Origin of the sequence: Microvirga thermotolerans (genome assembly GCF_009363855.1) — a bacterium.
GTDB lineage: Bacteria > Pseudomonadota > Alphaproteobacteria > Rhizobiales > Beijerinckiaceae > Microvirga > Microvirga thermotolerans.
The window spans coordinates 323348-347752 of the sequence record NZ_CP045423.1; the positions used below are offsets into that span (position 1 = coordinate 323348).

The following is a 24405-nucleotide window of genomic DNA, read 5'->3' on the forward strand; positions in this document are numbered from 1 at the left end:
ATCCGGGATCAGCTGCGGTCGCGGATCAGGCCCTCCTGCGCGACCGAGGCGACGAGGGTGCCGTCCTGCCGGAAGACGAGGCCGCGGGAGAAGCCGCGGGCGCCGCCCGCGTTGGGCGTGTCCTGGGCGTAGAGCAGCCATTCGTCGGCGCGGAAGGGGCGGTGGAACCACAGGGCGTGGTCGAGGCTCGCCGCCTGCACCTTCGGGTCGAACACCGTGCGCCCGTGCGGGATGAGGGCGGAATCGAGCAGGGTGATGTCGGAGGCGTAGGCCAGCACCGCCTGGTGCACGGCCGGGTCGTCGGGCAGCCGGTCCGTGGCGCGGATCCAGACGTGGAAGATCGGCTTGCCGGGATCGGTAGAGGTGTAGCGCTGGATCTCGACGGGACGCATCTCGATGGGCCGCTCGCGCTCGAAATAGGTGCGCATGGGCTCCGGCATCTTCGGCAGGAGCTCCGCCTTCACCTCCGCCTCGCTGGGCAGCGCCTCGGGGCCCGGCACGTCCGGCATCGGCGCCTGGTGCGAGAACCCGTCCTCCGCCACCTGGAAGGAGGCGGACATGGAGAAGATCGCCTGTCCGTGCTGGATCGCCACCACCCGGCGGGTGGTGAAGCTGCGCCCGTCGCGGATGCGGTCGACCTCGTAGATGATCGGCACCTTGGGGTCGCCCGGGAGCATGAAGTAGCCGTGGAGCGAATGGGGCTGGCGGCCCTCGACGGTGCGGGAGGCGGCGACGAGCGCCTGGCCGATCACCTGGCCGCCGAACACCCGCTGCCACCCCGTCTTCGGGCTCTGGCCGCGGAACAGGTTCACCTCCAGGGGCTCGAGGTCGAGGATCTTGAGCAGGTTGGCGACGGCGCTGGACATGGGCGGGCTCCCTTGACGGACGCCATCCATCGGAGAGCCGGCGCGGAACGTCAAGCTTGACGCGAAGCGTTCCATCGCTGACATCCCGGTTGTGCCCTAGATTCCCCGGGGCCCGGCCAGGAGACCTGCATGAGCGCTGAGCTTCCCCGCATCGTCATCGCCGGCGGCGGTCTGGCCGGTCTCTCCCTCGCCCTCGCCCTGAAGCAGGCCCTTTCCGACGGGGTCGAGGTGACCATGTACGATCCCGCCCTCGGACGCGATCCGCACGCCGACAAGCGCGCCTACGCCATCGGTGCTGCGGCGCGGCGGATGCTCGAGGCCCTGCGCATCTGGGACGGCGTCGCCGACGCGGCCCAGCCGATCCACGACATGGTGATCACCGACAGCCGCCTGCAGGATCCGGTGCGGCCTTCCTTCCTCACCTTCGCCGGCGAGGTGGAGGCGGGCCGGCCCCTGGCCCACATGATCGCCGGGGGCGACCTGACAGCGGCCCTGGTCGAGGCCTGCCGGGGGGCGGGCGTGTCCCTGAAGGCGACGGGGGTGGAATCGTTCTCCCCCGACCCGGCGGGCATCGACGTGGCGGCGGGCGGCCGGACCGAGCGCGCCTGTCTCCTCGTGGCGGCGGACGGGGCGCGCTCGCGCCTGCGGGAACTGGCCGGCATCGCCTGGATCTCCTGGCCCTACCGCCAGTCGGCCATCGTCGCGACCATCCGCCACGCCCGCGATCACGAGGGGCGCGCCGTCGAGCACTTCCTCCCCTCCGGCCCCTTCGCGATCCTGCCGCTCAAGCCCGAGACCGCGCCCGACGGCAGCCGCCTGTACCGCTCCTCCATCGTGTGGTCCGAGCGCAGCGAGGCGGTGCCGCACCTGCTCGAATCCCATCCGGAGGACCTGCTGGCGGAGCTGGAGCGCCGCTTCGGGCTCCAGCTCGGCGCCCTGTCCTTCGAGACCGGGCCGCAGGCCTTCCCCCTGTCCTTCGGGGTGGCGCGGCGCTTCACCGCCGAAAGGCTGGCGCTCCTCGGCGATGCGGCCCACGTGATCCATCCCATCGCGGGCCAGGGACTCAACCTCGGCCTTCACGATGCGGCGGCGCTGGCGGAGATCGTGGTCGAGGCCCTGCGCCTGGGGCGGGATCCCGGCGCCGCGGACGTGCTCGAGGAATACGAGCGGGCCCGGCGGGCGGACATCACCGCGATGGGGCTGGTGACGGACGGACTCAACCGGCTGTTCTCCAACGATATTCTCCCGATCCGCCTGATCCGCGACCTCGGCCTCGGCCTCGTCGACCGGATGCCCGCCCTCAAGAGCTTCTTCATCCGCGAGGCGGCCGGGCTCGGCCGCGGCACGGCACCCCGCCTCCTGAGGGGCGAGGCCCTCTAGTTTCCTCGCGGCGGCCTGGACGGCGGGGGCGCATCCGCCCCTTTGAAAATTCAACGAAATATTGTAACGGTAAGGATCCCTTCTTCATTCCGGATCCTTTCATGACCAACTACTTTTTCGACGCGACCCATCCGCTTCCGGCCCCCGGCACCAATGCGCTCGTCGAGCTTGCCGACGCAGGCACCGCCTTCGTGGGTCTCGACATCGTGACCGCGACCGGCATCGCGCTCCAGGCGACGCTCAAGCAGCGGATCGCCATCGCCGAAGGCTTCATGGTCCGGGGCGGGGGCTACGCCATCGAGCTGAAGGGGAGCGACAGCGCCGTCTACAACGAGGGCTCCGTCACGTCCGACGCCAGCCACGGCATCGTCGTGTCCTCCATCGGCCCGAGCGCGGTCACGAATGTCGGCTCGATCACCGCCAACGGCGGAACGGGAATCCGGCTCTCCGGAGGCGCCGCGTTCGTCATGAACCGGGGCACGCTCACGGCAGGGACCGGAATCGATGTCGTGGCCGCGGCGCCGGCCGCCTCGGACAAGATCGAACTTCACAACACCGGGACGATCAGCGCGACGGGCGTCGCCGTGAAGGGCGGCGGGGGCGGCGACTACGTCGTCAACGGCGGCACCATCAGGACCACCTCCGCCGAGCCGCAGGCGGTTGCCATCGACCTCGGCAACGGGAACGATCTCTACGACGGCACGCGCGGGGCCGTCACGGGTCTGATCCTTCTCGGCGCCGGGGACGACACGGCCTATGGCGGCGCCCAGGCGGAAACCTTCTCCGTTGGACTGGGCAGCAACTACGTGGACGGCGGCGGCGGCAACGACACGGTGGACTATTCCTTCGCGACCGCCGGCGTGACGCTCAACCTCGCCATCGCGTCGCTGCAATACACGGGCTTCCAGGCCGACAGGATCGTCAACGTCGAGAATGCGATCGGCAGCGCGCAGGACGACAGGCTCACCGGGAACGACTTCGCGAACACCCTCGAAGGCGGCGCCGGCAACGACACCCTCGACGGCGCGTTCGGCGACGACAGGCTCGACGGAGGAGCGGGGATCGACACGGTCCGGTATGTGGGCACCTCCCCGCTCACCGTCAGCCTCGCCGTCGCCGGCGCGCAGAATACCGGGGTCTACGGCAGCGACACGCTCATAGGGATCGAGAACCTGGAGGGCGGAGCCGGCGCCGACAGGCTCACGGGGAACGGGGACGGCAACGTGCTCGCCGGCGGCGCCGGCGCGGACACGCTCGAAGGCGGCCTCGGCAACGACACCCTCGACGGCGGCGCCGGCGAGGACCGGGCGGTCTATGCGGGCAACAGCACCGCCTACACGATCACGCCCGGCACGGAGAGCGGCACCTTCAGGATCGTGGGACCCGAGGGCGAGGACACCCTCAAGGACATCCGCTTCGCGCAGTTCGCGAACAAGACCGTCGCCCTCGTCAACGGCGCGCCCACGGGCATCTTCCTCTCCGCGGGCAGCATCGCGGAGAGCACCGCCCCCAACACCAATGTCGGCACCCTGTTCGGCTCCGATCCGGACGGCGACAGCCTGACCTATTCCCTGGTCACGGATGCGGGCGGCCTCTTCGCCGTCAACGGCAGCAGCATCGTCCTGAAGGGCGCGCTCGACTACGAGACGGCCCGGAAATACGACCTCGTCGTCAAGGGGAGCGATCCCTGGGGCAAGGAGCTCGTCAAGACCGTCACCCTCTCGGTGCGCAACGTCGTCGAGACGACACCTCTCCTCCTCCAGGGCACCGCGTCCAAGGATTCCCTCGTCGGGGAGGCCGGGAATGACCGGCTGACCGGGCTCGGCGGCGACGATGCCCTGTGGGGACAGGAGGGAAACGACACGCTTACCGGCGGCACGGGGAACGATGCCCTCATCGGCGGCGCCGGCAGGGACGCCTTCGTGCTCGATGCGCGGCCCAACGTGAGGAGCAACGTAGACACGGTCTACGACTTCGCCCCGAACGACGACACCTTTCATCTCGCCCGCAAGATCTTCTCCAAGCTGCCCAAGAAGGGATGGCTGGCGAAGAGCGCCTTCTGGATCGGCGATCACGTGCACGATTCGACCGACCGAATCGTCTACAACAAGAAGACCGGGGCGCTGTTCTACGATCCGGACGGGACCGGCAAGGCGGCCGCGATCCAGATCGCGGTCCTGCAGAAGAACCTCAAGCTGACCTACCACGATTTCTTCGTGACCTGAGCTTTCCTCACGCAGAACCGGCACGAGGGAGCGCCCGTACGCCCCTCGGCCGGATGCGAGGAGGGAGAATTTTCCCGCCGCCGTTCTCCGCCCAACGCGCACCGCCGCGCATGCCGCAGGTGCCGGCCGCGGCATGCAACAAGTCCGGCCATCGAACGTTTGTCCCTCGTCGTCCGGGTCCGGCCCGGAGCGTCCCATCCGAGCGTTCGACATCGAGGGGCCTGACGTCGCGGGATCGCCTTCCCCGGCGGGCAGGGCGAGGGAGACGGTCATGGCAGAGGATATCCAGGGCGCGAGGCTGCAGGTGGCCAACGCGCGGCCGGAGGACGCGGGGCGCGGGGTCGCGCGGATCGGCCGCAAGACCCTCGCGGATCTCGGCCTCCGGGAGGGCCAGGCCGTCGAAATCGTCGGCAAGCGGCACACCACCGCCATCGCGGTCGCCCCCTATTCCGAGGACGAGGGGCTCAACATCGTCCGTCTCGACGGCCTTCAGCGCGTCAATGCCGGGGTCGGCAGCGGCGATTACGTCGAGATCCGGCGCACCGAGGTGAAGCCGGCGACGCGGGTCGTGCTCGCCCCCGCCCAGAAGAACGTCCGCCTGCAGGGCTCGGGCGAGGCGCTGCGCCGCACCTTCTACCGCCGTCCCCTGACGGCCGGGGACGTGATCTCGACCTCGGTCCATGCGCCCCGCACCGTCGATCCGCGCTTTCCGGAAGAGCTGCGCGGCCTCCTCAACATTCCCGCCTACGGCCTGCAGGAGATCCGCCTCGTGGTGGTCTCCACCCAGCCGCGCGGCATCGTGCAGGTGACGGAGGAGACGGAGGTGGAGCTGCGGCCGCAGTTCGAGGAGCCGAAGGAGGCGCGCCGCGCCGACGTCACCTACGACGACATCGGCGGCCTGGGAAACACGGTGGACCAGGTCCGGGAAATGGTCGAACTGCCCCTGCGCCATCCCGAGCTGTTCCAGCGGCTCGGCATCGACCCGCCGAAGGGCGTGCTGCTCTACGGGCCGCCCGGCACCGGCAAGACGCTGCTGGCGCGCGCGGTGGCGAACGAGACCGAGGCGCAGTTCTTCCACATCGCCGGGCCCGAGATCATGGGCCGGCACTACGGAGAATCCGAGCAGCGCCTCCGGCAGGTCTTCCAGGAAGCGCAGCAGAACGCGCCGGCGATCATCTTCATCGACGAGATCGACAGCATCGCCCCCAAGCGCGAGGAGGTGACGGGCGAGGTGGAGCGGCGCATCGTGGCGCAGCTCCTCACCCTCATGGACGGGCTCGAGCCGCGGCAGAACATCGTCGTCATCGGCGCGACCAACCGGCGCGAGGCCATCGACGAGGCGCTGCGCCGTCCGGGGCGCTTCGACCGGGAGATCGTCATCGGCGTCCCCGACGAGCCGGGCCGGCGGGAGGTGCTCGCCATCCATACCCGCGGCATGCCGCTTTCCGAGGACGTGGACCTCGACGAGATCGCCCGCACGACCTACGGCTTCGTCGGCGCCGACCTCTCGGCGCTCGCGCGCGAGGCGGCCATGGATTCGCTGCGCCGGATCCTGCCCGACATCAACCTGAAGGAGGGCATTCCCGCCGAGATCCTGGAGAAGCTCCAGGTCACCCGCGCCGACTTCATGAATGCCCTGAAGCGGGTCCAGCCCTCGGCGCTGCGCGAGATCATGATCCAGGTGCCGAACGTGACCTGGAACGACATCGGCGGCCTGGAGGAGGCGCGGACCAGGTTGCAGGAGGGCGTGGAGCTGCCGCTCAAAAGCCCGGAGGCGTTCCGCCGGATGGGGATCCGCCCCGCCAAGGGCTTCCTGCTCTTCGGGCCGCCCGGCACCGGCAAGACCCTCCTCGCCAAGGCCGTGGCGCGGGAGGCGCAGGCCAATTTCGTCGCGACGAAGTCCTCCGACCTCCTGTCCAAGTGGTACGGCGAATCGGAGCAGCAGGTGTCGCGCCTGTTCGCCCGCGCCCGCCAGGTGGCGCCGACGGTGATCTTCATCGACGAGATCGATTCGCTCGCTCCCGTGCGCGGCGGCGGGCTCGGCGAGCCTGCGGTCACGGAGCGCGTGGTCAACACCCTGCTGGCCGAAATGGACGGGCTCGAGGAGCTTCAGGGCGTGGTGGTGATGGCCGCCACGAACCGGCCCAACCTGGTCGACCCGGCCCTGCTGCGCCCGGGGCGCTTCGACGAGCTCGTCTACGTGTCCGTGCCCGACGCCAAGGGCCGCCGCCACATCCTCGGCATCCACACCAAGAACATGCCCCTCGCGGACGATGTCGACCTCGACAGCCTGGCCGAGCGCACGAACCGCTACACCGGCGCGGATCTCGAAGACCTGACCCGCCGGGCCGGGCTTCTCGCCTTGAGGGAATCCCTCGAGGCCAAGACGGTCACCCGGGAGCATTTCGAGCAGGCCCTCAAGGAGACGCGCCCCTCCGTCACGCCGGAGATGGAGCAGGAATACCAGGATATCCTGCGCACGCTGAAGCAGGAGGGCCCGCAGCGCCAGCCCATCGGCTTCATGCCGGTCCGCCAGGCGGCGGAATAGAGGCGCGCTCACGCCGGCAGGAGGGTCCGCAGGCCGTCGCGGCGGGCACGCGGCGCATCCGATCTTCCCATGGCCTTCAGAAACGCTGCGCGGAGAACGGCTTCGGATCCACGGGGCCGGGGTGGCCCTCGGCGAGGGCGGCCACGATCCGCGCCGTGACGGCGGCCTGGGTCAGGCCGTAGTGGCCGTGCCCGAAGGCGTAGATCACCCGCGGATCCCGGCGGGCGGGGCCGATTACGGGCAGCGAATCGGGAATGGAGGGGCGAAAGCCCATCCAGCGCTTCGCCGGCAGGCTCGGATCCAGGCGGGGGAGGAACCGCTTCGCCCGTTCGACCATCGCCTCGGTCCGGCGATGGTCGGGTGCGGCCTCGAGGCCTCCGAACTCGACGGCGCCGCCGATGCGGTCGCCGCTGTCGAGGGGCGTCGCGACGAAGCCTTCTCCCTCGAACATGACGGGACGCGAGAGGCCGAAGGACCCCGGCGGGAAGGTCGCGTTGTAGCCCCGCTCCGTGTCGAGGGGCACGTCGTCGCCGAGCTGCTTCGCGAAGCTGCGCGACCAGGCGCCCGCGGCGACGACCGCCCGGTCCGCCGGCAGGGCGCCTGCCTCGCCGTCCGTCCGCACCAGGAGGCCCTCCGCGCCGGTCTCGATGGCGAGGGCCGTGCCGTGCACCCTCCGCGCGCCGCGCTCGACCGCGCGCGCCAGCAGGGCCGCGGCGAGCGCCGCCGGGTCGGCCACGTGGCAGGCGTCCGGGTAGAGCACGGCCGCGGCGACGTTCTGCAGGGCCGGCTCGAGACGCCCGAGCTCTTCCCGGTCGAGCACCTCCACCGGGATGCCGAACCGCTTCTGGCAGGCCAGCACCTCCTGCGCGCCCTGGAAACCCGCGCCCGTCCGCCACACGGAGAGGATGCCCTTCTCCCGCAGGTGGCCGTCGAGGCCGAGATTTTTCAGCAGCGTCTTCCAGGCCGGCAGCGCCTCCGCGTTGATGGAGCGGATCGCCGCGATGCTCGACGCGATCCTGTCCGGCGACGAGGCCAGGACGAAGCGGACGAGCCAGGGCAGGAGCCGCGGCAGGTAGGCGGGCCTGATCGTCAGGGGGCCGAGGGGATCGAAAAGCCAGCGGGGAAGGTTGCGCCACACCCTGGGGGAGGCGAGCGGCATCACGTCCGTGTGGGCGATCCAGCCCGCATTGGCGTCGGTCGCCCGGCCCGGCCGGCCGTCGGTGTCCACGAGCGTGACCGCATGGCCCGCGTCGAGGAGCGCGTGCGAGACCGCGGAACCGACGATGCCCGCTCCGATGACGATTGTCCGCATGGTGAAGCCTGTCGTTTCTGGCGGGAGGCGTTGCCGGGAGATGCGTCCTGCGGCGTCAGGCGGGCGATCCGCGGTCGACCACCTGGAAGCCGTGGGCGAAGGGGTCGCGGTCGTCGATGACGATGGTGTTGAACCCGGTCACCCGCGCCCAGCCCTCGATGGAGGGGACGATGGCGTCCCTGTCGCCGACCTTGGCGCGGCCTTCGATCCGCCCGGTGAAGGTGGAGCCGATGATGCTCTCGTGGACGAAGGCGTCGCCCTCCTTCAGCGCGCCGCGGGCCGCGAGCTGCGCCATGCGCGCGGAGGTTCCGGTGCCGCAGGGCGAGCGGTCGATGGCCTTGTCGCCGTAGAACACCGCGTTGCGCGCCGTGCCGCCCGGCGTCTGCGCCCTGCCGGTCCACATCACGTGCGTGAGGCGGTCGATGGCGGGGTTCTCGGGATGCGCGATCCGGTAGCGGGCGTTGAAGGCCTCCCGCAGCTTCGGGCTCCAGCGCAGGATGTCGGAGGGGTTCACGTCCGCCAGGTCCGGATAGAGCGCCTGAGGCTCCACGATGGCGTAGAAGTTGCCGCCATAGGCCACGTCGACGGTCAGCGTGCCGAGCCCGTCCACCTCGACCTCGTAGCCGGTGCCGTAGAGAAAGGACGGCACGTTGGTGATGCGCACGCTGTCGACGAAGGGGCCGTTCTGCGCGTAGCGCGCCTCCACGAGCCCGGCGGGCGTGTCGAGCCGCAGGAGGCCCGGGACCTTGGGATGGATCAGCCCGTTCTCGAGGGCGATGGTGACCGTGCCGATGGTGCCGTGGCCGCACATGGGCAGGCAGCCGGAGGTCTCGATGAAGAGGATGCCCACGTCGCAGTCCGGCCGCGTCGGCGGGTAGAGGATCGAGCCGGACATCATGTCGTGGCCGCGCGGCTCGAACATCAGCCCGGTGCGGATCCAGTCGTGCTCGGCCAGGAAGTGCTGGCGGCGGTCGAACATGGTCTCGCCCTGGAGGGTCGGAATGCTGCCGCCCGTGACCACGCGGACCGGGTTTCCGCAGGTATGGCCGTCGATGCAGAAGAAGGTGTGCCGCGCCATGAGGTCGCTCGCTCCGGAGGTGTCGGTCTGAAGGAGAAGGCGGGGAGGGGCCTCTCCCCGCCGCAGGGCGTCGCGTCAGGCGGCCGGCTTGAGACCGACCTCGGGAAGGAGGGGGCGCGTCCTCAGGGCCTTGTCCATGATCGCCTCGACGGCGGCGCGCTCCTCGGCGCTCAGCGGCAGGCGCGGCGGCCGGGTGACGTCGGAGCCGCGGCCCATGATCTTCTCGCAGAGCTTGATGCACTGAACGAGATCCGGCCGGGCGTCCAGGTGGAGGAGGGGCATGAACCACTCGTAGAGCGGCAGGGCCTCCGCGTAGCGGCCGGCCTTGGCGAGGCGGAACAGGGTTTCGCCCTCGCGCGGGAAGGCGTTGGACATGCCGGAGACCCAGCCCTCGGCGCCGAGCATCACGCTCTCCACCACCACGTCGTCGAGGCCGGCGAACAGCACGAAGCGGTCGCCCACCATGTTCCGCACGTCCGTGAAGCGGCGGGTGTCGCCCGAGGAATCCTTGAAGGAAACGACGGTCTCGCAATCGGCGAGGGAGGCCAGGATCTCGGGGGTCACGTCGTTCTTGTAGATCGGCGGGTTGTTGTAGACCATCACCGGCAGGTCCGTCGCCTTCGCGACGCCGCGGAAATGCGCCGCGGTCTCGTGCGGCTTCGAGGAGTAGACGAGGGCGGGCATCACCATGATGCCGTCGAGGCCCACGCGCTGCGCCTCCCGGGCGACCTCGCAGGCGAAGCCGGTGGTGAACTCGGCGATGCCCGCGATGACCGGCACCCGGCCGCGGGCGACGTCCTTCGCCGCCTCCATGACCGCCACCTTCTCCGCCCGGCTCAGGGAGGTGTTCTCTCCCACCGTGCCGCAGACGATGAGCCCGGACACGCCGTCGCGGATCAGGCCGTCCATGACCTTGGCCGTCGCCTCGATGTCGAGGTCGAAGTTCGCCTTGAACTGTGTGGTGACCGCGGGGAAGACCCCTTCCCAACCTATCCTCGTCGCCATTCCCTGGTGCTCCTGCGGCGGGTGTTGAATGCCGTTAATGTAGATTGTATAAAATCGGCAGTGTCAAGCCAATCCCGGCCGGCGCTGCTATGATGGCCGGCCCTTCTCCTCCCGAACACCCGCCCGATGACCGTCGAAACGAAGCCCCCACCCAGCCCGGCCCGGAAGACGCTGCGCCACCGGACCATCTCCTCCGCCGTCGCGGAGGAGCTGCGCCGCAGGATCGTCGACGGCGAATTCAGGGCCGGGTTCCAGCTGCGCCAGGACGCCCTCGCGACCGAGTTCGGCGTCAGCCGCATCCCCGTGCGCGAGGCGCTCATGCAGCTCGAGGCGGAAGGGCTGGTGAAGATCCACCCCCACCGGGGCGCCATCGTGTCGGAGCTCTCCACGGAGGAGGTCGAGGAGCTCTTCGCGCTGCGCGCCCTGCTGGAGCCGCGCCTGCTGAAGGCCTCGGCCCGCCGCCTGACGGAGGAGGACTACGGGCGCCTCGAGGGCATCCTCCAGGAATACAGCGCGGAGCTGCGCGCGAAGCACGTGAGCCGCTGGGGCGAGCTGAACACGGAGTTCCACCGCCTCCTGTACCGGCACGCCGGGCAGCCCAGGACTCTCGCCATCGTCCTCAACCTCCTGCAGGAATGCGACCGGCACACCCGCCTCCAGCTGTCCCTGACCGGCGGGATGGAGCGGGCGGAGGTCGAGCACGCGGAACTGCTGCGCCTGTGCCGCGAAGGCAGGATCGCCGCGGCCGGCGCCCTGCTGAAGACGCATATCGAGAATGCCGGAAAGTCGCTTCGCCAGTACATCGCCGATCATCATAAGACATGATCCGTCGGCCGTTCGAACGCCACACGAGAGGGAGCTGTGAAATGAAGGAAAACTACATCGGCGGACGCTGGGTGAAGGGCGCGCATGCCGCGCCGGACATCAACCCGTCGAACACGAACGACGTGGTGGGGGAGTTCGCCCGGGCCGATGCGGCGGACGCGCAGGCGGCCATCGACGCCGCCTGGGAGGCGTTTCCCGCCTGGTCGCGCTCCTCGATCCAGACCCGGCACGACATTCTCAAGAGCATCGGCGATGAGATCCTCGCCCGCAAGGACGAACTCGGCCGCCTGCTCTCGCGCGAGGAGGGCAAGACCCTGCCGGAGGGCGTCGGCGAGGTGGTGCGCGCCGGCCAGATCTTCCTCTTCTTCGCCGGCGAGACCCTGCGCATGGCCGGCGACAGGCTCGCCTCCGTGCGGCCGGGCGTCGACGTGGAGATCACCCGCGAGCCGGTCGGCGTGGTCGGCCTGATCACCCCCTGGAACTTCCCCATCGCCATCCCCGCCTGGAAGATCGCCCCGGCGCTCGCCTACGGCAACACGGTGGTGCTCAAGCCCGCCGAGCTGGTGCCGGCCTCCGCCCATGCGCTGACCGAGATCGTCGCCCGCTCCGGGCTGCCGGCGGGGGTGTTCAACCTCGTCATGGGCCGCGGCTCGGTGGTGGGCGAGGCGCTGCTGTCCAGCCCGAAGGTCTCCGCCATCTCCTTCACCGGCTCGGTGCAGACGGGGCGGCGGGTGGCGCAGGCCTGCATCGCGGCCGATCCGATGAAGAAGATCCAGCTGGAGATGGGCGGCAAGAACCCGCTGGTGGTGCTCGACGACGCGGATCTCGCCGTGGCGGTGGACTGCGCGATCAACGGCGCGTTCTTCTCCACCGGCCAGCGCTGCACCGCCTCCTCGCGGCTGATCGTGACGGAGGGCGTGCACGACCGCTTCGTCGACGCCATGAAGGAGCGCATGCGCGCGCTGGTGGTGGGCGATGCGCTGAAAGCCGGCACGCAGATCGGCCCGGTGGTGGACCGGAACCAGCTCGACCAGGACCTCGCCTATATCCGCATCGGCCAGGACGAGGGGGCGAGGCTCGCCTGCGGCGGCGAGCTGCTCAACCGGGAGACCCCCGGCTTCTATCTTGCGCCGGCGCTGTTCACGGAGGTGGACAATGCCATGCGCATCGCGCGGGAGGAGATCTTCGGCCCGGTGGCGACGGTGACGCGGGTGCGCGACTACGAGGAGGCGCTGGCGGTGGCCAACGACACGCCGTTCGGCCTGTCGGCGGGGATCTGCACCACGAGCCTGAAGCACGCCTCGCACTTCAAGCGCAACAGCGAGGCGGGCATGGTGATGGTGAACCTGCCGACGGCGGGGATCGACTATCACGTGCCGTTCGGCGGCCGCAAGGGCTCGAGCTACGGCCCGCGCGAGCAGGGCCGCTACGCGGCGGAGTTCTACACCACCGTCAAGACCGCCTACACCTTCGACGGAAACAGGCCCGAGCCCCCCAAGACCAGAGCCAGCGAGTAAGGCTGCCTTCGGCCCTTTCCGCCCGGCTCGCCTCGGGCGGAAAGGCGGTCGCGCGCCGCGTCGGGACCTTCAGTCCCCGTCGGGCAGAACCACGTAGATCAGCACGCCCAGGATCGTCGCGACGAAGCGGAAGGCGGAGGGCACGCCGTTCCACTGCTGCGACATCCACATGCCGAACCATTCCCCGCCGATCGACATGAAGCCGACCTGCCACACGAGGAAGCCGACCGTGAGGCCGGCGACGGCGAAGGCCTTGGCGTCGCGGAACGCGGCGGCGTCGCGGCGCAGGGCGGCCAGCATCCGGGCCGCGCCGATCCAGCACAGCACCGCCGTCGCCGCCTCGGCGGCGATGATGAGGGCATAGGCCAGGCGGTGCAGGGCCGGGCTCGCGATCGCCCGGTAGCGGATCGTCGTGTCCGGGAACAGGGTGTCCATGTCGAGGACGTGGTCCACGAAGGCGAGGTTCGTCCCGTAGTCGGTGACGTTGCCGAAGACCACGAGCGTGGCGAAGAACGCGATGGACGCGACGAGAATCGCTTTCGAGAGGCGGACGATCACTTTCCTGTTCCCTGCGCGGCCGCGGCCCACGAAGCCGGTCCGGCTCCCGCCGCCCCGGAAGGGGCCGCCAATAAAAACGGCCGGAGAAGACCCCGGCCGTCCATTCCGTCGGGCGGGCGTCAGCCCTTCTTGCGGCCCCGCTCGATCCCCTCGCTGATGAGGCGCTTCGCTTCCGCCGCGTCGCCCCAGCGGATGATCTTCACCCACTTGCCGGGTTCCAGGTCCTTGTAGTGCTCGAAGAAGTGCTCGATCTGCTTGAGGGTGATCTCGGGCAGGTCCGTATAGGTCTGGACGCGGTCGTAGCGCTGGGTCAGCGCGTGGGAGGGCACGGCGATGATCTTCTCGTCCTCGCCCGCGTTGTCCTCCATCACCAGCACGCCCACGGGCCGCACGTTCATCACGGCGCCGGGGATCACGGCGCGGGTGTTGGCGATCAGCACGTCGCAGGGGTCGCCGTCGCCGGAGAGGGTGTGGGGAATGAAGCCGTAATTCCCCGGATAGCGCATGGCAGTGTAGAGGAAGCGGTCCACGAAGAGCGCGCCGGACTCCTTGTCCATCTCGTACTTGATCGGCTCGCCGCCGAGCGGCACTTCGATGATGACGTTCACGTCGTCCGGCGGGTTCTTTCCAATCGGAATCGCATCCAGGCGCATCAAGCATGTCTCCGGAAAGGGGGGGTGTCTCGTTGCCACGCTTCCTAGAGCATTTTCGGGAAAAGTGGAAACCGGTTTTCCCGAAAATGCTCTATAGGGGTCGGCTCGCACGATCCTTCGGATCGCAGCGCCGGAGCCCCGGCTCAATGCGCCCGGCCTTCGGGGAAGAGGAAGGCGACCTTGGCGAGGGGAATGCCGCCGATCCGCTCCTCGACTCTGGCGATCCGGCGCCCGCCCATGCCCTCGTAGAAGCGGCAGGCCCGCTCGTTGTCGGCGAGCGCCCACACGGCGACGCGGCCCATGCCCCGGTCGCGCAGGTCGTTGCGCACCGCCTGGAACAGGCGGCGGCCCAGGCCGACGCCCTGGTATTCGGGGAGGAGGTAGAACTCGTCGATCTCGCCCTCCGCCGGCAGCGAGCGGTCCCGGCAGCGGCCGTAGGAGATGTAGCCGACCGCGCCCTGGCCCATATCGAGCACCACCAGCGGCCGCCCGCGGGTGACGGTGGAGCGCCACCAGCGCGCGCTGCGCCGGGCCAGCATCCTCTCCAGCGCCACGCCGGGGATGATCCCCCGGTACGCTTCGCGCCAGGCCGCCTCGAAGACGTCCGACAGCGCCTGCGCGTCGCTGGGCTTGGCATGACGGATACTGACGAGAAGGTCGCTCATGGCGGGGCCGGAGGATAAGGAAGCGTCGCGTTCGAGTGTCCGCCCGGCAGGGTTAACGAGCCGTTAACGGTCCGTCGCTCCCCGGGCGTCGAAGCCTGGCTTTATAGGGGATCGGCCGGCGCCGGAGCTGGGCAAAAGGACGCAAGGAGCGGCTCTCGCCGACGGAGACCGCCGCCGAGGGCGCTTCCTGCCGGCATGTTCTTCCCATTCGGGAGACCGGGCCGAAAGCGGCCATGGAAAAGCCCGCCCCGGTCGGGGCGGGCCGCTTCGTTTCCGGAGGGATCCGCCGAAGAGGATCCCGGGACGGTTCGGGCCTCAGGCCGCGAGCTGGCGCAGCACGTACTGGAGGATGCCGCCGTTGCGGAAGTATTCCAGCTCGTCGAGCGTGTCGATGCGGCAGACGATCGGAACCTTCTTCACCGAGCCGTCGGGGGAGGCGATCTCCGCCTCCATCCGCTGGCGCGGCTTGAGGTCGCCCGCGAGGCCGCGGATCGTCACCGTCTCGTCGCCCTTCAGGCCCAGCGACTGCCAGGAGGTGTCGCCCTCGAACACGAAGGGCACCACGCCCATGCCGACCAGGTTCGAGCGGTGGATGCGCTCGAAGCTCTCGGCGATCACGGCGCGCACGCCGAGCAGGTTCGTGCCCTTGGCCGCCCAGTCGCGGGAGGAGCCGGTGCCGTATTCCTTGCCCGCGAGGACCACGAGCGGCACGCCCTCCGCTTGGTAGCGCATGGCGGCGTCGTAGATGAACATCCGCTCGCCGGAGGGCTGGTGGATGGTGTAGCCGCCCTCCACCACGTTGCCGTCCTCGTCCTTCACCATCTGGTTCTTGATGCGGATGTTGGCGAAGGTGCCGCGCATCATCACCTCATGGTTGCCGCGCCGCGTGCCGTACTGGTTGAAGTCGGCGACGGCGACCTGGTGCTCCTGCAGGTACTTGCCCGCGGGGGAGTTCACGCGGATGTTGCCGGCCGGCGAGATGTGGTCGGTGGTGATGGAGTCGAGGAAGAGCCCGAGGATGCGCGCGTTCACGATGTCGGTGACGGGCTTCGGCTCCTTGGTCATGCCCTCGAAGTAGGGCGGGTTCTGCACGTAGGTCGAGCCGATGTCCCACTCGAAGGTGAGGCCGGGCTCCACCGTGACCTTCTTCCAGTTCTCGTCGCCCGTGAACACGTCCGCGTAGCGGGTCTTGAACAGCTCGCTCGTGATCGTGCGGTCGATGAATTCCTGCACCTCCGCCGAGGACGGCCAGATGTCCTTCAGATAGACCGGCTGCCCGTCCGAACCGATGCCGAGCGGATCCTTGGTGAGGTCGATCAGCATGGTGCCGGCGAGCGCGTAGGCCACCACGAGAGGCGGGGAGGCGAGGTAGTTCGCCCGCACGTCGGGGTTCACGCGGCCCTCGAAGTTGCGGTTGCCCGAGAGCACCGACACGGCGATGAGGTCGTTGTCGTTGATCGCCTTCGAGACGTTCTCCGGCAGCGGGCCCGAGTTGCCGATGCAGGTGGTGCAGCCGAAGCCGACCAGGTTGAAGCCGAGCGCGTCCAGGTCGTCCTGCAGGCCGGCCTTCCTGAAGTACTCCTCGACGATCTGCGATCCGGGGGCGAGGGAGGTCTTCACCCACGGCTTGGACTTCAGGCCCTTCTTCACCGCGTTGCGGGCGAGGAGCCCCGCGCCGATCATCACGCTCGGGTTCGAGGTGTTGGTGCAGGAGGTGATCGCCGCGATCACCACGTCGCCGTGGCCGAGGTCGAAATTGGCGTTCTCCACCTTCACGCGCTTGCCGATCTCGGCGGCCTTGCGGAACTCCTTGTCCATGGCGTTGCGGAATTCGGCATTGGCGCTGTCGAGGGTCACGCGGTCCTGCGGCCGCTTCGGTCCGGCGAGGGAGGGCTGCACGTCGGCGAGGTCGAGCTCGAGGGTGTCGGTGAAGACCGGGTCCGGCGTCTCGGCGGTGCGCCACATGCCCTGGGCCTTGGCATAGGCCTCGACGAGGGCGATGCGCTCCTCCGTGCGGCTCGTGGTGCGCAGGTAGTCGATCGTGCGCCGGTCGATGGGGAAGAAGCCGCAGGTCGCGCCGTATTCGGGCGCCATGTTGCCGATGGTGGCGCGGTCGGCCACTGTCATGTCGTTGAGGCCGGGGCCGAAGAACTCCACGAACTTGCCGACCACGCCCTTCTTGCGCAGCATCTGGGTGACGGTGAGCACCAGGTCGGTGGCGGTCACGCCCTCGCGCAGCTTGCCGGTGAGCCTGAAGCCGATCACCTCGGGAATCAGCATGGAGATGGGCTGGCCGAGCATGGCGGCCTCCGCCTCGATGCCGCCGACGCCCCAGCCGAGGACGGCGAGGCCGTTCACCATGGTGGTGTGGGAATCGGTGCCGACGAGGGTGTCCGGATAGGCGACGTCGAACTCGCCCGCCGTCACGTCCTTGCGGGTCCAGACGGTCTGCGACAGGAACTCGAGGTTCACCTGGTGGCAGATGCCGGTGCCCGGAGGCACCACGGAGAAGTTCTCGAACGCGCTCTGGCCCCACTTCAGGAAGCGGTAGCGCTCGCCATTGCGCTGGTATTCGAGCTCGACGTTGCGGCTGAAGGCACGCGGGGTGCCGAATTCGTCGACGATGACCGAGTGGTCGATGACGAGGTCGACGGGCACGAGCGGGTTGATCTTGCGCGGGTCGCCGCCGAGGTTCTTCATGGCGTCGCGCATGGCGGCGAGGTCGACCACGGCGGGAACGCCGGTGAAGTCCTGCATCAGCACGCGGGCGGGACGGTAGGCGATCTCCTTCTCCGCCTTGCCGCGGTTGTTGAGCCACTCCGCCACGGCCTCGATGTCGGCCTTGGTGACGGTGCGGCCGTCCTCGTAGCGGAGCAGGTTCTCGAGGAGGACCTTCATGGAGAAGGGCAGCTGCGAAATGCCCTTGAGACCGTTCTTCTCGGCTTCGGCCAGGGAATAGTAGGTGTAGGACTTGTCGCCCACCTTCAGGATCTGGCGGGCATTGAAGCTATTGGAGAGCGTCACGGCGAATCCTCGCGTGCATTTGGGTTACGAACGGGTTGTTCGGCCGAAAGCGCGATAAGCGCGCGCCGCTCCGGGGGTGCCCGGACAGGGGAAAAGCGCGCGAAGCGGATTGGACGCCATGGCGCGCGGCGCAGCCGAGGGTGATATAGATCATTTCCAACGACCCCGCTACACGGTTTAGAACCATTCCGGGGTGGATCGAGGGCAGGGATGCCGAACAGGGTAAAACGGGTTCAGCGGGGCGTCGGCCTGCCCTCCGCCGGGCCTGCGGTCTAGGAGCGGCGGCTTGCATCTTCACGTCGAGAATCTGGCCTGCGTCCGCGGCGGGCGGCGCATCTTCGAGGGCGTCTCCTTCTCCCTCCGCCCGGGGGAGGCCCTGGTGGTCCTGGGGCGGAACGGGGCGGGCAAGTCCTCCCTGCTCGACATCCTGGCCGGCCGCCTCGCCCCGGCGGGCGGCACGGTGACCCTGTCGGGGGCCGACGAGCGTACCCTGCCGGAGTGCCTGCACCACGTGGGCCACCGGGACGCCCTGAAGGCGGCCCTGACCGCGGAGGAGAACCTCGCCTTCGCCCGCGCCTTCCTCGGCGACCCGGATCTCGACCCGCGGCAGGCCCTGGGCGCCCTGGGCCTCGCCCATGCGGCCGGCCTGCCTGTCGCCTACCTTTCCGCGGGCCAGCGGCGGCGGGTGGCCCTAGCGCGCCTGCTCGTGGCCCGCAGGCCGTTCTGGCTCCTCGACGAGCCGACGGCCGCCCTGGACGCCGCCTCCCAGGAGGTCCTGCTCCGGCTCATCGAGGAGCACCGGGCCGGGGGCGGCATGGTCGTCGCCACCACCCACCAGCCCCTGGCCCTCGCCGGGGCGAAGGCGATCCGGATCGAGCGGGCCGGGCCCCGAACCGAGGGAACCCTGCCGGAGGACGCCTTCCGATGACCGCCTTTCGCGCCCTCCTGGTCCGGGACCTGAAGCTCGCCGCCCGCGTCGGCGGCTCCGGGCTCATGGGCCTCGTCTTCTTTCTGTCCATCGTCACCCTGATCCCCTTCGCCCTCGGGCCGGACCTCAACCTCCTGTCGCGGATCGGCCCGGCCATCCTCTGGATCGCGGCCCTGCTCGCCACCCTCATCGGGCTCGACCGCCTGTTCCAGGCCGACCAGGAGGACGGCTCCCTCGACCTCCTGCGCCTGTCGCACGCCTCCCTGGAGACGGTGGTGCTCGCCAAGGTGACGGCCCACTGGCTCGTCACGGGCCTGCCCCTGGCGCTCGCCGCGCCCTTCTTCGGGCTCCTGGTGGCGCTCTCGCCCGAGGGCATGCTCGCCATGGTGGCGACCCTGCTCGTCGGAACGCCGGCGCTCACCTTCGTCGGTGCCGTCGGCGCCGCGCTCACCGCCTCCCTCCGCCGCGGCGGGCTGATCCTGGCGATCCTGGTCCTGCCCTTCATGATCCCGACGCTGATCTTCGGCGTCTCCGCCGCCAATGCGGCCACGGGCGGCACGGTGCCCTTCGCGACGCCCTTCCTCGTCCTCGTCGCGCTCTCCCTCTTCGCCGCCGTGGTCGGAACCCTGGGCGCCGCGGCCGCCCTGCGCGCGGGGGAGTAGGCGAGAGCTCGGGAGAAGGGCGTTTCCCGCGTCAAGGATGGCAGCCCCCGGAACGACGGCGGGTATCCCTCTTGCGGAAATTCCGTCGCCTCCCCACGCTTGGAAGCTCCGTCTCACCCCGCGAGCGCCGATGATACCCCGCAAGCCGCCCCGATCCGTGCGCAACCCCTACTATGCCGGTCCCGTCTCGGACCATTTCGACGGGGTGCGGTTCTTCTCGCCCTCGCAGCCGCCGGACAAGTCCCTGAAGGACCTGTGGCGCTGGCGGCGGGAGGGCGGCGGGACGCCCTGGCCGAAGCGCCACCCGAGCCCGTTCAGGGACCTTCCCCCGGCCCGGACGGACGGCCTCAGGGCGGCCCTGATCGGCCATGCCTCGTTCCTGATCCAGGCCGCGGGGCTCAACATCCTGGTGGACCCGGTCTTCTCGGAGCGGGCGAGCCCCGTGCCCTTCGCCGGGCCGAAGCGGGTCAACCCGCCGGGCATCGCCTTCGAAGACCTGCCGCCGGTCGACGCGGTCCTGATCACCCACAACCACTACGACCATCTCGACCTCGATGCCCTGGGCCGCCTCTGGCGGGCGTACCGGCCGCGCGTGCTCGCGCCCCTCGGCAACGACGCCATCGTCCGCGCCCGGCATCCGGAGATCGAGGTCGAGACCCGGGACTGGGGCCAGTCCCTCGACCTCGGCCGCGGGGTCGCGGCGCACCTGACGCCCGCCTGCCACTGGTCGGCCCGCGGCATGCGCGACCGGCGCATGGCCCTGTGGTGCGCCTACGTGCTGACCACGCCCGTGGGGACCGTCTATCACGTGGGCGACACGGGCTTCGGCGACGGCGGCGTCTTCCGCGAGGTGCGCGCCCGCTTCGGGCCGCCGCGCCTCGCCAACCTCCCCATCGGCGCCTACGAGCCGCGCTGGTTCATGAAGCCGCAGCACATGAACCCGGAGGACGCGGTGCGGGCGTTCCGCATCCTGGAGGCGGAGCAGGCGCTCGGCCACCACTGGGGCACCTTCCGCCTGACCGACGAGGGCATCGAGGACCCGCCGCGGGCCCTCGCCGCGGCGCTGGCCGAGGCCGGCATCCCCGAGGAGCGGTTCAGGCCGCTGCGGCCCGGAGAGGCCTGGGAGGCCCCTCACTCCTTGGGCTGAACGTAGATGTTGACCTCGAGGGTGGTGTCGGAGGCCTCCGTCATCTCGGACACGTATTCCTCGATGAAGGCGTCCTTGGCCACGATGTCCTTGGCGTCGAGATAGGCGGTGATGGTCTCGTAGGTGCCGTCGATCTCGTCGTAGGCGTCCTTGTGCACGAAGCGCATGGCCTTGCCCTCGGGCGTCCTGCCGAACCTGATCTCGGGCGTGAGCTCGGTCCTGCCCTCCGGCACCTGGGCGACGGGAATCATCGCCTCGTAGCGGAAGCCCTTGTCGTCCGTCTGGACGAAGACGGTGAGCGGCCGGCCCGCGGGCGCGATGCCCGCCTTGGCGAGCGCGTCCTCGATCCTGCGGAACACGCCCTTCAGGTTCCCGAAGGCGTCCTCCCAGTTGCTGATGCCGCTCACGACGGCCACCGGCTTGGCGGGCAGCACCACCTCCTCGACCCCGGTCGGATCGCCGGGCGTCGGGATCAGCGTCGGCCGGGCCGTCGCGGCAGGGGCAGGACCGGCCTGCGCCGGGGCGGGCGCCGCGGGCCGGGGCGGGCTTTCGGCCTGCGTCGCCGGCGCCGCCGGCTTGTCTCCGGGCGGCGGCAGGACCACCGGGGCCGGGGCGGGCGGAGGCGGGAGGCCCGCCTCGCCCGCGGGGGACGTTCCCGCGCCCGCGGCAGGCGGGGTCTGGGCGAGGGCGGGCCCGGCGCTCAGGAAGGCGAGGAGGCAGAGGAGGGAAAGACGAAGCCGCATGCGGGTGCCACCCAACGAATCACGGAGGAATCCTGTTCGCGCACCATAGAGGCCTTTCCGCGGTGCCGCGAGGCCGTGCCGCAGGGAGAGGGACGCTCCGGCGGGGGCGCCGTTGCCGCAGGCACGGCGGTTTCCCCTCGCGGTTTTCGCCGTTTTGGGCCATATAGCCGCCATGAGCGCCCTCGCGAACCACCGCTTCCTCAAGATGAACGGTCTCGGCAACGAGATCGTCGTGCTCGACCTGCGCAGCACGTCCCTGCGCGTCGGCGCCGCGGAGGCGCGCGCCATTGCCGCGGATCCCCGCTCGCGCTTCGACCAGCTCATGGTGCTGCACGACCCCGCCACCCCCGGTACCGACGCGTATCTGCGCATCTACAACACGGACGGCTCGGAATCGGGCGCCTGCGGCAACGGCACCCGCTGCGTGGCCTGGGCGATGGCCGCCGACCCGGTCATGGGCCGCCCCGGCGCCGACCGGCTCGTGCTCGAGACGAAGGCGGGCCTCCTCCCCACGGAGCGGGTCTCCCCGACCGCGTTCACCGTCGACATGGGGCCGCCCCGGCTCGGCTGGCAGGACATTCCGCTCGCGGTGCCCTTCCCCGACACCCTTGCCGTCGAGCTGCGGACCCGCCTGCCGGATGCGCCGGAGCTCGCCCGCCCCTCGGCGGTGAGCATGGGCAACCCGCACGCCGTCTTCTGGGTCGAGGACGCGGCGGCCTACGATCTTTCCGCCATCGGGCCGAAACTCGAGCACGACCCGGTCTTTCCGGAGCGGGCGAACGTTTCCCTGGCGCAGGTGCTCGCGCCGGACCGGATCCTCCTGCGGGTCTGGGAGCGCGGGGCCGGCATCACCCGCGCCTGCGGCTCCGCCGCCTGCGCCGCCCTCGTGGCGGCCGCCCGCAAGGGCCTGACGGGGCGCAAGGCCACCGTGTCCCTGCCCGGCGGCGATCTCGTGATCGAATGGCGCGAGAGCGACGGCCACGTGCTCATGACGGGCGAGACGGAGCTGGAGCACGAGGGCATCCTCTCCCCGGCCCTCTTCGCGGGGGCCGCCTGATGGGCGTCGAGGTCGTCACCTTCGGCTGCCGCCTCAACACCTACGAGTCGGAGGCCATGCAGCGCCACGCGGAAGAGGCGGGACTGGGCGAGGTCATCATCGTCAACACCTGCGCCGTGACGGCGGAGGCGACGCGCCAGGCGCGGCAGACGATCCGCAGGATCGCCCGCGAGAAGCCCGACGCGCGCATCGTGGTGACGGGCTGCGCCGCCCAGGTGGAGCCCGGAACCTTCGCCGCCATGCCGGAGGTGGCGAAGGTCCTCGGCAACCACGAGAAGATGAAGGCCGAGACCTGGGGGGCCTTACGCGACTTCGGCGTGGGCGAAAGCGAGAAGGTTCTCGTCGACGACATCATGGCGGTGAAGGAAACCGCCGTGCACCTCATCGACGGCATGCGCGGACGCACCCGCGCCTTCGTGCAGGTGCAGAACGGCTGCGACCACCGCTGTACCTTCTGCATCATTCCCTATGGCCGCGGCAATTCCCGCTCGGTGCCCATGGGCGCGGTGGTGGACCAGGTGCGCACCCTCGTGGAGCACGGCTCCCGCGAGGTGGTGCTGACCGGCGTCGACATCACGAGCTACGGCAAGGACCTGCCCGGCGAGCCGAAGCTCGGCACCCTCGTGAAAAACCTGCTCCGCCACGTGCCGGAGCTGGAGCGGCTGCGCATCTCCTCCATCGACTCCGTGGAGGCGGACGACGACCTCCTCGACGCCATCGCGAACGAGAGCCGGCTGATGCCGCATCTCCACCTCTCGCTGCAGGCGGGCGACGACATGATCCTCAAGCGCATGAAGCGCCGCCACCTGCGGGCCGACGCCATCGCCTTCTGCGAGCGGGTGAAGCGCCTTCGCCCGGACATGGTCTTCGGCGCCGACATCATCGCGGGCTTTCCGACCGAGACCGAGGAGATGTTCTCCCGCTCCCTCGACATCGTCGACGAATGCGGCCTCACCCACCTCCACGTCTTCCCCTTCTCCCCCCGCCCCGGCACCCCGGCCGCGCGGATGCCGCAGGTGGCCCGCGACATGGTGAAGGACCGCGCCCGCAGGCTCCGCGAGAAGGGCGAGGCCGCCCTGCTGCGGCATCTGACGGGAGAGGTCGGCGCCCGGCGGAACGTGCTGATCGAGACCAACCGGCTCGGCCGCACGGAAGGCTTCGCCCTCGTGCGTTTCGCGGGCGAGGTGACGCCGGGCGAGATCGTGCCCGTCACCATCGCGGGGCACGACGGGAAGGAATTGCTGGCGGCGTGAGGCGATGTGCCCTGCCGAGACTGCCTGAAGCGAGGCCGAACCGCTCCGCTTCCGTCATCCCCGCGAAGGCCGGGATCCCCACAACCGTCTCGGGTCTCCCCTTTCCGCCAGGGTTCGGAGATTCCCCTCACGGGGATGAAGCTGAAGGTTCAGACGCCCTCTTGCCGTCCTGAAGCGGCTGCGCCGTCCGGCGTGACGCCGCAGGCCCTCACCCGCTCCCGCATATGCTCCGGCACCGGCGCTTCCACATGGATCGGCGGCTTCTTCGGATAGAGCGGGACCGTCACGCTGCGGGCATGGAGGTGCAGGCCGGGCCCGCCGAAGCGCGGGGCGGTGCCGTAGATCGGATCGCCAAGGATCGGAAAGTTCATGGCGGCGCAGTGGACGCGCAGCTGGTGGGTGCGGCCGGTGACGGGGCGCAGCTCGAGGAGGGTGAGGCGCCGGGATCCCCCTCCCCCTTGCGGGGACGGGCAAGGGGTGGGGATGTCGGCGGAGCCCGTCTCCACCTCCAGCCGCCCCAGAACCTTCCACTTCGTCAATGACGGCTGGCCCTTGGGGTCCACCTTCATCCACCAGCCGCGGTCGGGCGACTTCGGCGCGAGCGGAAGGTCGATCTCGCCCTCGTCCGCCGCGGGCCCGCCCTCGACCACGGCCCAGTAGACCTTGTCGACCTCGTTCTTCCGGAAGAGCTCGTTCAGCCGCGCGAGGGCCTTCGGGTGACGGCCGAGCACGAGGCAGCCGGAGGTGTCCTTGTCGAGGCGGTGCGCGGCCTCCGGGCGGCGCGGCAGGCCGAAGCGGAGGGCGTCGAGATGCTGGAACAGGGTTTCGCCGCCCTTCGGCCCCGGATGGACGGGAAGGCCGGCCGGCTTGTCGATCACGAGCATCAGGGCATCGCGATACAGGATCTTCGACACTATCTCTTCCGCATTCATGACGCCTCGGCTATCGAGACCGGGGCG

Annotated in this window: 20 protein-coding genes; 10 read left to right on the forward strand and 10 right to left on the reverse strand. The window is 70.1% G+C overall.

The genetic code is table 11. The features are described from left to right. Nucleotides 1–8: 8 nt before the first annotated feature. Nucleotides 9–866, reverse strand: a complete 858-nt coding sequence (gene tesB / locus GDR74_RS01515) for an acyl-CoA thioesterase II (protein WP_152584648.1) — start codon at nt 864–866, stop codon at nt 9–11. A gap of 129 nt (nt 867–995) precedes the next feature. Between tesB and GDR74_RS01520 the strand changes: the two genes are divergently transcribed. From GDR74_RS01520 to GDR74_RS01530, 3 genes are all read left to right on the forward strand, one after another. Beyond that, the gene (locus tag GDR74_RS01520; protein WP_152584649.1) at nt 996–2246 is read left to right on the forward strand and encodes a ubiquinone biosynthesis hydroxylase; all 1251 of its coding nucleotides are present in this window, start codon (nt 996–998) and stop codon (nt 2244–2246) included. A gap of 101 nt (nt 2247–2347) precedes the next feature. Further along, nucleotides 2348–4471 (forward strand): calcium-binding protein, encoded by a 2124-nt coding sequence (locus GDR74_RS18470; protein WP_152584650.1) that lies wholly within the window; start codon nt 2348–2350, stop codon nt 4469–4471. Between the two features lie 271 nt (nt 4472–4742). After that, entirely contained in the window at nt 4743–7019 is a 2277-nt protein-coding gene (locus GDR74_RS01530; RefSeq protein ID WP_152584651.1) for a CDC48 family AAA ATPase, read from the forward strand. A 76-nt stretch (nt 7020–7095) separates the two neighbouring features. On the opposite strand, the gene GDR74_RS01535 is transcribed toward GDR74_RS01530, so the two are convergent. The 3 genes from GDR74_RS01535 to GDR74_RS01545 form a co-directional block, all read right to left on the reverse strand. Beyond that, the gene (locus tag GDR74_RS01535; protein WP_152584652.1) at nt 7096–8331 is read right to left on the reverse strand and encodes an NAD(P)/FAD-dependent oxidoreductase; all 1236 of its coding nucleotides are present in this window, start codon (nt 8329–8331) and stop codon (nt 7096–7098) included. Nucleotides 8332–8386: 55 nt separating this feature from the next. Beyond that, the gene (locus tag GDR74_RS01540; protein ID WP_152584653.1) at nt 8387–9409 is read right to left on the reverse strand and encodes a 4-hydroxyproline epimerase; all 1023 of its coding nucleotides are present in this window, start codon (nt 9407–9409) and stop codon (nt 8387–8389) included. Between the two features lie 75 nt (nt 9410–9484). Continuing rightward, nucleotides 9485–10414 (reverse strand): dihydrodipicolinate synthase family protein, encoded by a 930-nt coding sequence (locus tag GDR74_RS01545; RefSeq protein WP_152584654.1) that lies wholly within the window; start codon nt 10412–10414, stop codon nt 9485–9487. Nucleotides 10415–10540: 126 nt separating this feature from the next. Here GDR74_RS01545 and GDR74_RS01550 point away from each other — a divergent pair, with 126 nt between their 5' ends. Continuing rightward, nucleotides 10541–11239, forward strand: coding sequence for a GntR family transcriptional regulator (locus GDR74_RS01550; RefSeq protein WP_152584655.1), 699 nt, complete (start codon nt 10541–10543; stop codon nt 11237–11239). Between the two features lie 41 nt (nt 11240–11280). After that, the gene (locus GDR74_RS01555; protein WP_152584656.1) at nt 11281–12756 is read left to right on the forward strand and encodes an aldehyde dehydrogenase family protein; all 1476 of its coding nucleotides are present in this window, start codon (nt 11281–11283) and stop codon (nt 12754–12756) included. A gap of 69 nt (nt 12757–12825) precedes the next feature. Here GDR74_RS01555 and GDR74_RS01560 read toward each other — a convergent pair whose 3' ends face one another. The 4 genes from GDR74_RS01560 to acnA all read right to left on the reverse strand — a co-directional run bounded on the left by GDR74_RS01560 (nt 12826) and on the right by acnA (nt 17656). Then, entirely contained in the window at nt 12826–13314 is a 489-nt protein-coding gene (locus GDR74_RS01560) for a DUF2165 family protein (protein WP_152584657.1), read from the reverse strand. A 119-nt stretch (nt 13315–13433) separates the two neighbouring features. Continuing rightward, complete coding sequence (gene ppa / locus GDR74_RS01565; RefSeq protein WP_152587618.1) at nt 13434–13967, reverse strand: inorganic diphosphatase; 534 nt, start codon at nt 13965–13967, stop codon at nt 13434–13436. Nucleotides 13968–14110: 143 nt separating this feature from the next. After that, the gene (locus tag GDR74_RS01570; protein WP_152584658.1) at nt 14111–14632 is read right to left on the reverse strand and encodes a GNAT family N-acetyltransferase; all 522 of its coding nucleotides are present in this window, start codon (nt 14630–14632) and stop codon (nt 14111–14113) included. Nucleotides 14633–14947: 315 nt separating this feature from the next. Further along, nucleotides 14948–17656: an aconitate hydratase AcnA gene (gene acnA / locus GDR74_RS01575; RefSeq protein WP_152584659.1), complete on the reverse strand. Its 2709-nt coding sequence runs from the start codon at nt 17654–17656 to the stop codon at nt 14948–14950. 286 nt (nt 17657–17942) lie between these two features. On the opposite strand from acnA, the gene ccmA reads away from it, so the two are divergent. The 3 genes from ccmA (at nt 17943) to GDR74_RS01590 (ending at nt 20393) form a co-directional block, all read left to right on the forward strand. Continuing rightward, the gene (gene ccmA, locus GDR74_RS01580) at nt 17943–18584 is read left to right on the forward strand and encodes a heme ABC exporter ATP-binding protein CcmA (protein ID WP_152584660.1); all 642 of its coding nucleotides are present in this window, start codon (nt 17943–17945) and stop codon (nt 18582–18584) included. Next, nucleotides 18581–19246 carry a heme exporter protein CcmB gene (gene ccmB / locus GDR74_RS01585; RefSeq protein ID WP_152584661.1) on the forward strand — a complete coding sequence of 222 codons (666 nt, stop codon included), beginning with the start codon at nt 18581–18583 and terminating at the stop codon, nt 19244–19246. Before ccmA ends, ccmB begins: the two co-directional genes overlap by 4 nt. Nucleotides 19247–19376: 130 nt before the next feature. Next, nucleotides 19377–20393: an MBL fold metallo-hydrolase gene (locus tag GDR74_RS01590; RefSeq protein ID WP_152584662.1), complete on the forward strand. Its 1017-nt coding sequence runs from the start codon at nt 19377–19379 to the stop codon at nt 20391–20393. Here the strand turns inward: GDR74_RS01590 and GDR74_RS18475 are convergent. Next, complete coding sequence (locus GDR74_RS18475; protein WP_152584663.1) at nt 20378–21136, reverse strand: GyrI-like domain-containing protein; 759 nt, start codon at nt 21134–21136, stop codon at nt 20378–20380. The genes GDR74_RS01590 and GDR74_RS18475 overlap by 16 nt on opposite strands. Nucleotides 21137–21308: 172 nt before the next feature. Here GDR74_RS18475 and dapF point away from each other — a divergent pair, with 172 nt between their 5' ends. Both dapF and mtaB read left to right on the forward strand, forming a co-directional pair. Then, complete coding sequence (gene dapF, locus GDR74_RS01600; protein ID WP_152584664.1) at nt 21309–22193, forward strand: diaminopimelate epimerase; 885 nt, start codon at nt 21309–21311, stop codon at nt 22191–22193. Next, a complete protein-coding gene (gene mtaB, locus GDR74_RS01605; RefSeq protein ID WP_152584665.1) occupies nt 22193–23446 on the forward strand; it encodes a tRNA (N(6)-L-threonylcarbamoyladenosine(37)-C(2))-methylthiotransferase MtaB in 1254 nt (417 codons plus the stop codon). The genes dapF and mtaB overlap by 1 nt, the downstream gene beginning before the upstream one ends. A gap of 149 nt (nt 23447–23595) precedes the next feature. Here the strand turns inward: mtaB and GDR74_RS01610 are convergent, their stop codons facing one another. Further along, nucleotides 23596–24378 carry an RluA family pseudouridine synthase gene (locus GDR74_RS01610; protein WP_152584666.1) on the reverse strand — a complete coding sequence of 261 codons (783 nt, stop codon included), beginning with the start codon at nt 24376–24378 and terminating at the stop codon, nt 23596–23598. Between the last annotated feature and the right edge of the window lie 27 nt (nt 24379–24405).

Excerpts from the sequence above, each read along its gene's own strand:
- GDR74_RS01590 (WP_152584662.1), top strand. The coding sequence starts at position 19,377 with ATGATACCCCGCAAGCCGCCCCGATCCGTGCGCAACCCCTACTATGCC.
- GDR74_RS01570 (WP_152584658.1), bottom strand. The coding sequence starts at position 14,632 with ATGAGCGACCTTCTCGTCAGTATCCGTCATGCCAAGCCCAGCGACGCG.
- dapF (WP_152584664.1), top strand. The coding sequence starts at position 21,309 with ATGAGCGCCCTCGCGAACCACCGCTTCCTCAAGATGAACGGTCTCGGC.
- mtaB (WP_152584665.1), top strand. The coding sequence starts at position 22,193 with ATGGGCGTCGAGGTCGTCACCTTCGGCTGCCGCCTCAACACCTACGAG.
- GDR74_RS01535 (WP_152584652.1), bottom strand. The coding sequence starts at position 8,331 with ATGCGGACAATCGTCATCGGAGCGGGCATCGTCGGTTCCGCGGTCTCG.
- GDR74_RS01520 (WP_152584649.1), top strand. The coding sequence starts at position 996 with ATGAGCGCTGAGCTTCCCCGCATCGTCATCGCCGGCGGCGGTCTGGCC.
- GDR74_RS18470 (WP_152584650.1), top strand. The coding sequence starts at position 2,348 with ATGACCAACTACTTTTTCGACGCGACCCATCCGCTTCCGGCCCCCGGC.
- GDR74_RS18475 (WP_152584663.1), bottom strand. The coding sequence starts at position 21,136 with ATGCGGCTTCGTCTTTCCCTCCTCTGCCTCCTCGCCTTCCTGAGCGCC.
- GDR74_RS01530 (WP_152584651.1), top strand. The coding sequence starts at position 4,743 with ATGGCAGAGGATATCCAGGGCGCGAGGCTGCAGGTGGCCAACGCGCGG.
- GDR74_RS01550 (WP_152584655.1), top strand. The coding sequence starts at position 10,541 with ATGACCGTCGAAACGAAGCCCCCACCCAGCCCGGCCCGGAAGACGCTG.
- ccmB (WP_152584661.1), top strand. The coding sequence starts at position 18,581 with ATGACCGCCTTTCGCGCCCTCCTGGTCCGGGACCTGAAGCTCGCCGCC.
- tesB (WP_152584648.1), bottom strand. The coding sequence starts at position 866 with ATGTCCAGCGCCGTCGCCAACCTGCTCAAGATCCTCGACCTCGAGCCC.
- GDR74_RS01540 (WP_152584653.1), bottom strand. The coding sequence starts at position 9,409 with ATGGCGCGGCACACCTTCTTCTGCATCGACGGCCATACCTGCGGAAAC.
- GDR74_RS01610 (WP_152584666.1), bottom strand. The coding sequence starts at position 24,378 with ATGAATGCGGAAGAGATAGTGTCGAAGATCCTGTATCGCGATGCCCTG.
- GDR74_RS01545 (WP_152584654.1), bottom strand. The coding sequence starts at position 10,414 with ATGGCGACGAGGATAGGTTGGGAAGGGGTCTTCCCCGCGGTCACCACA.
- ppa (WP_152587618.1), bottom strand. The coding sequence starts at position 13,967 with ATGCGCCTGGATGCGATTCCGATTGGAAAGAACCCGCCGGACGACGTG.
- GDR74_RS01555 (WP_152584656.1), top strand. The coding sequence starts at position 11,281 with ATGAAGGAAAACTACATCGGCGGACGCTGGGTGAAGGGCGCGCATGCC.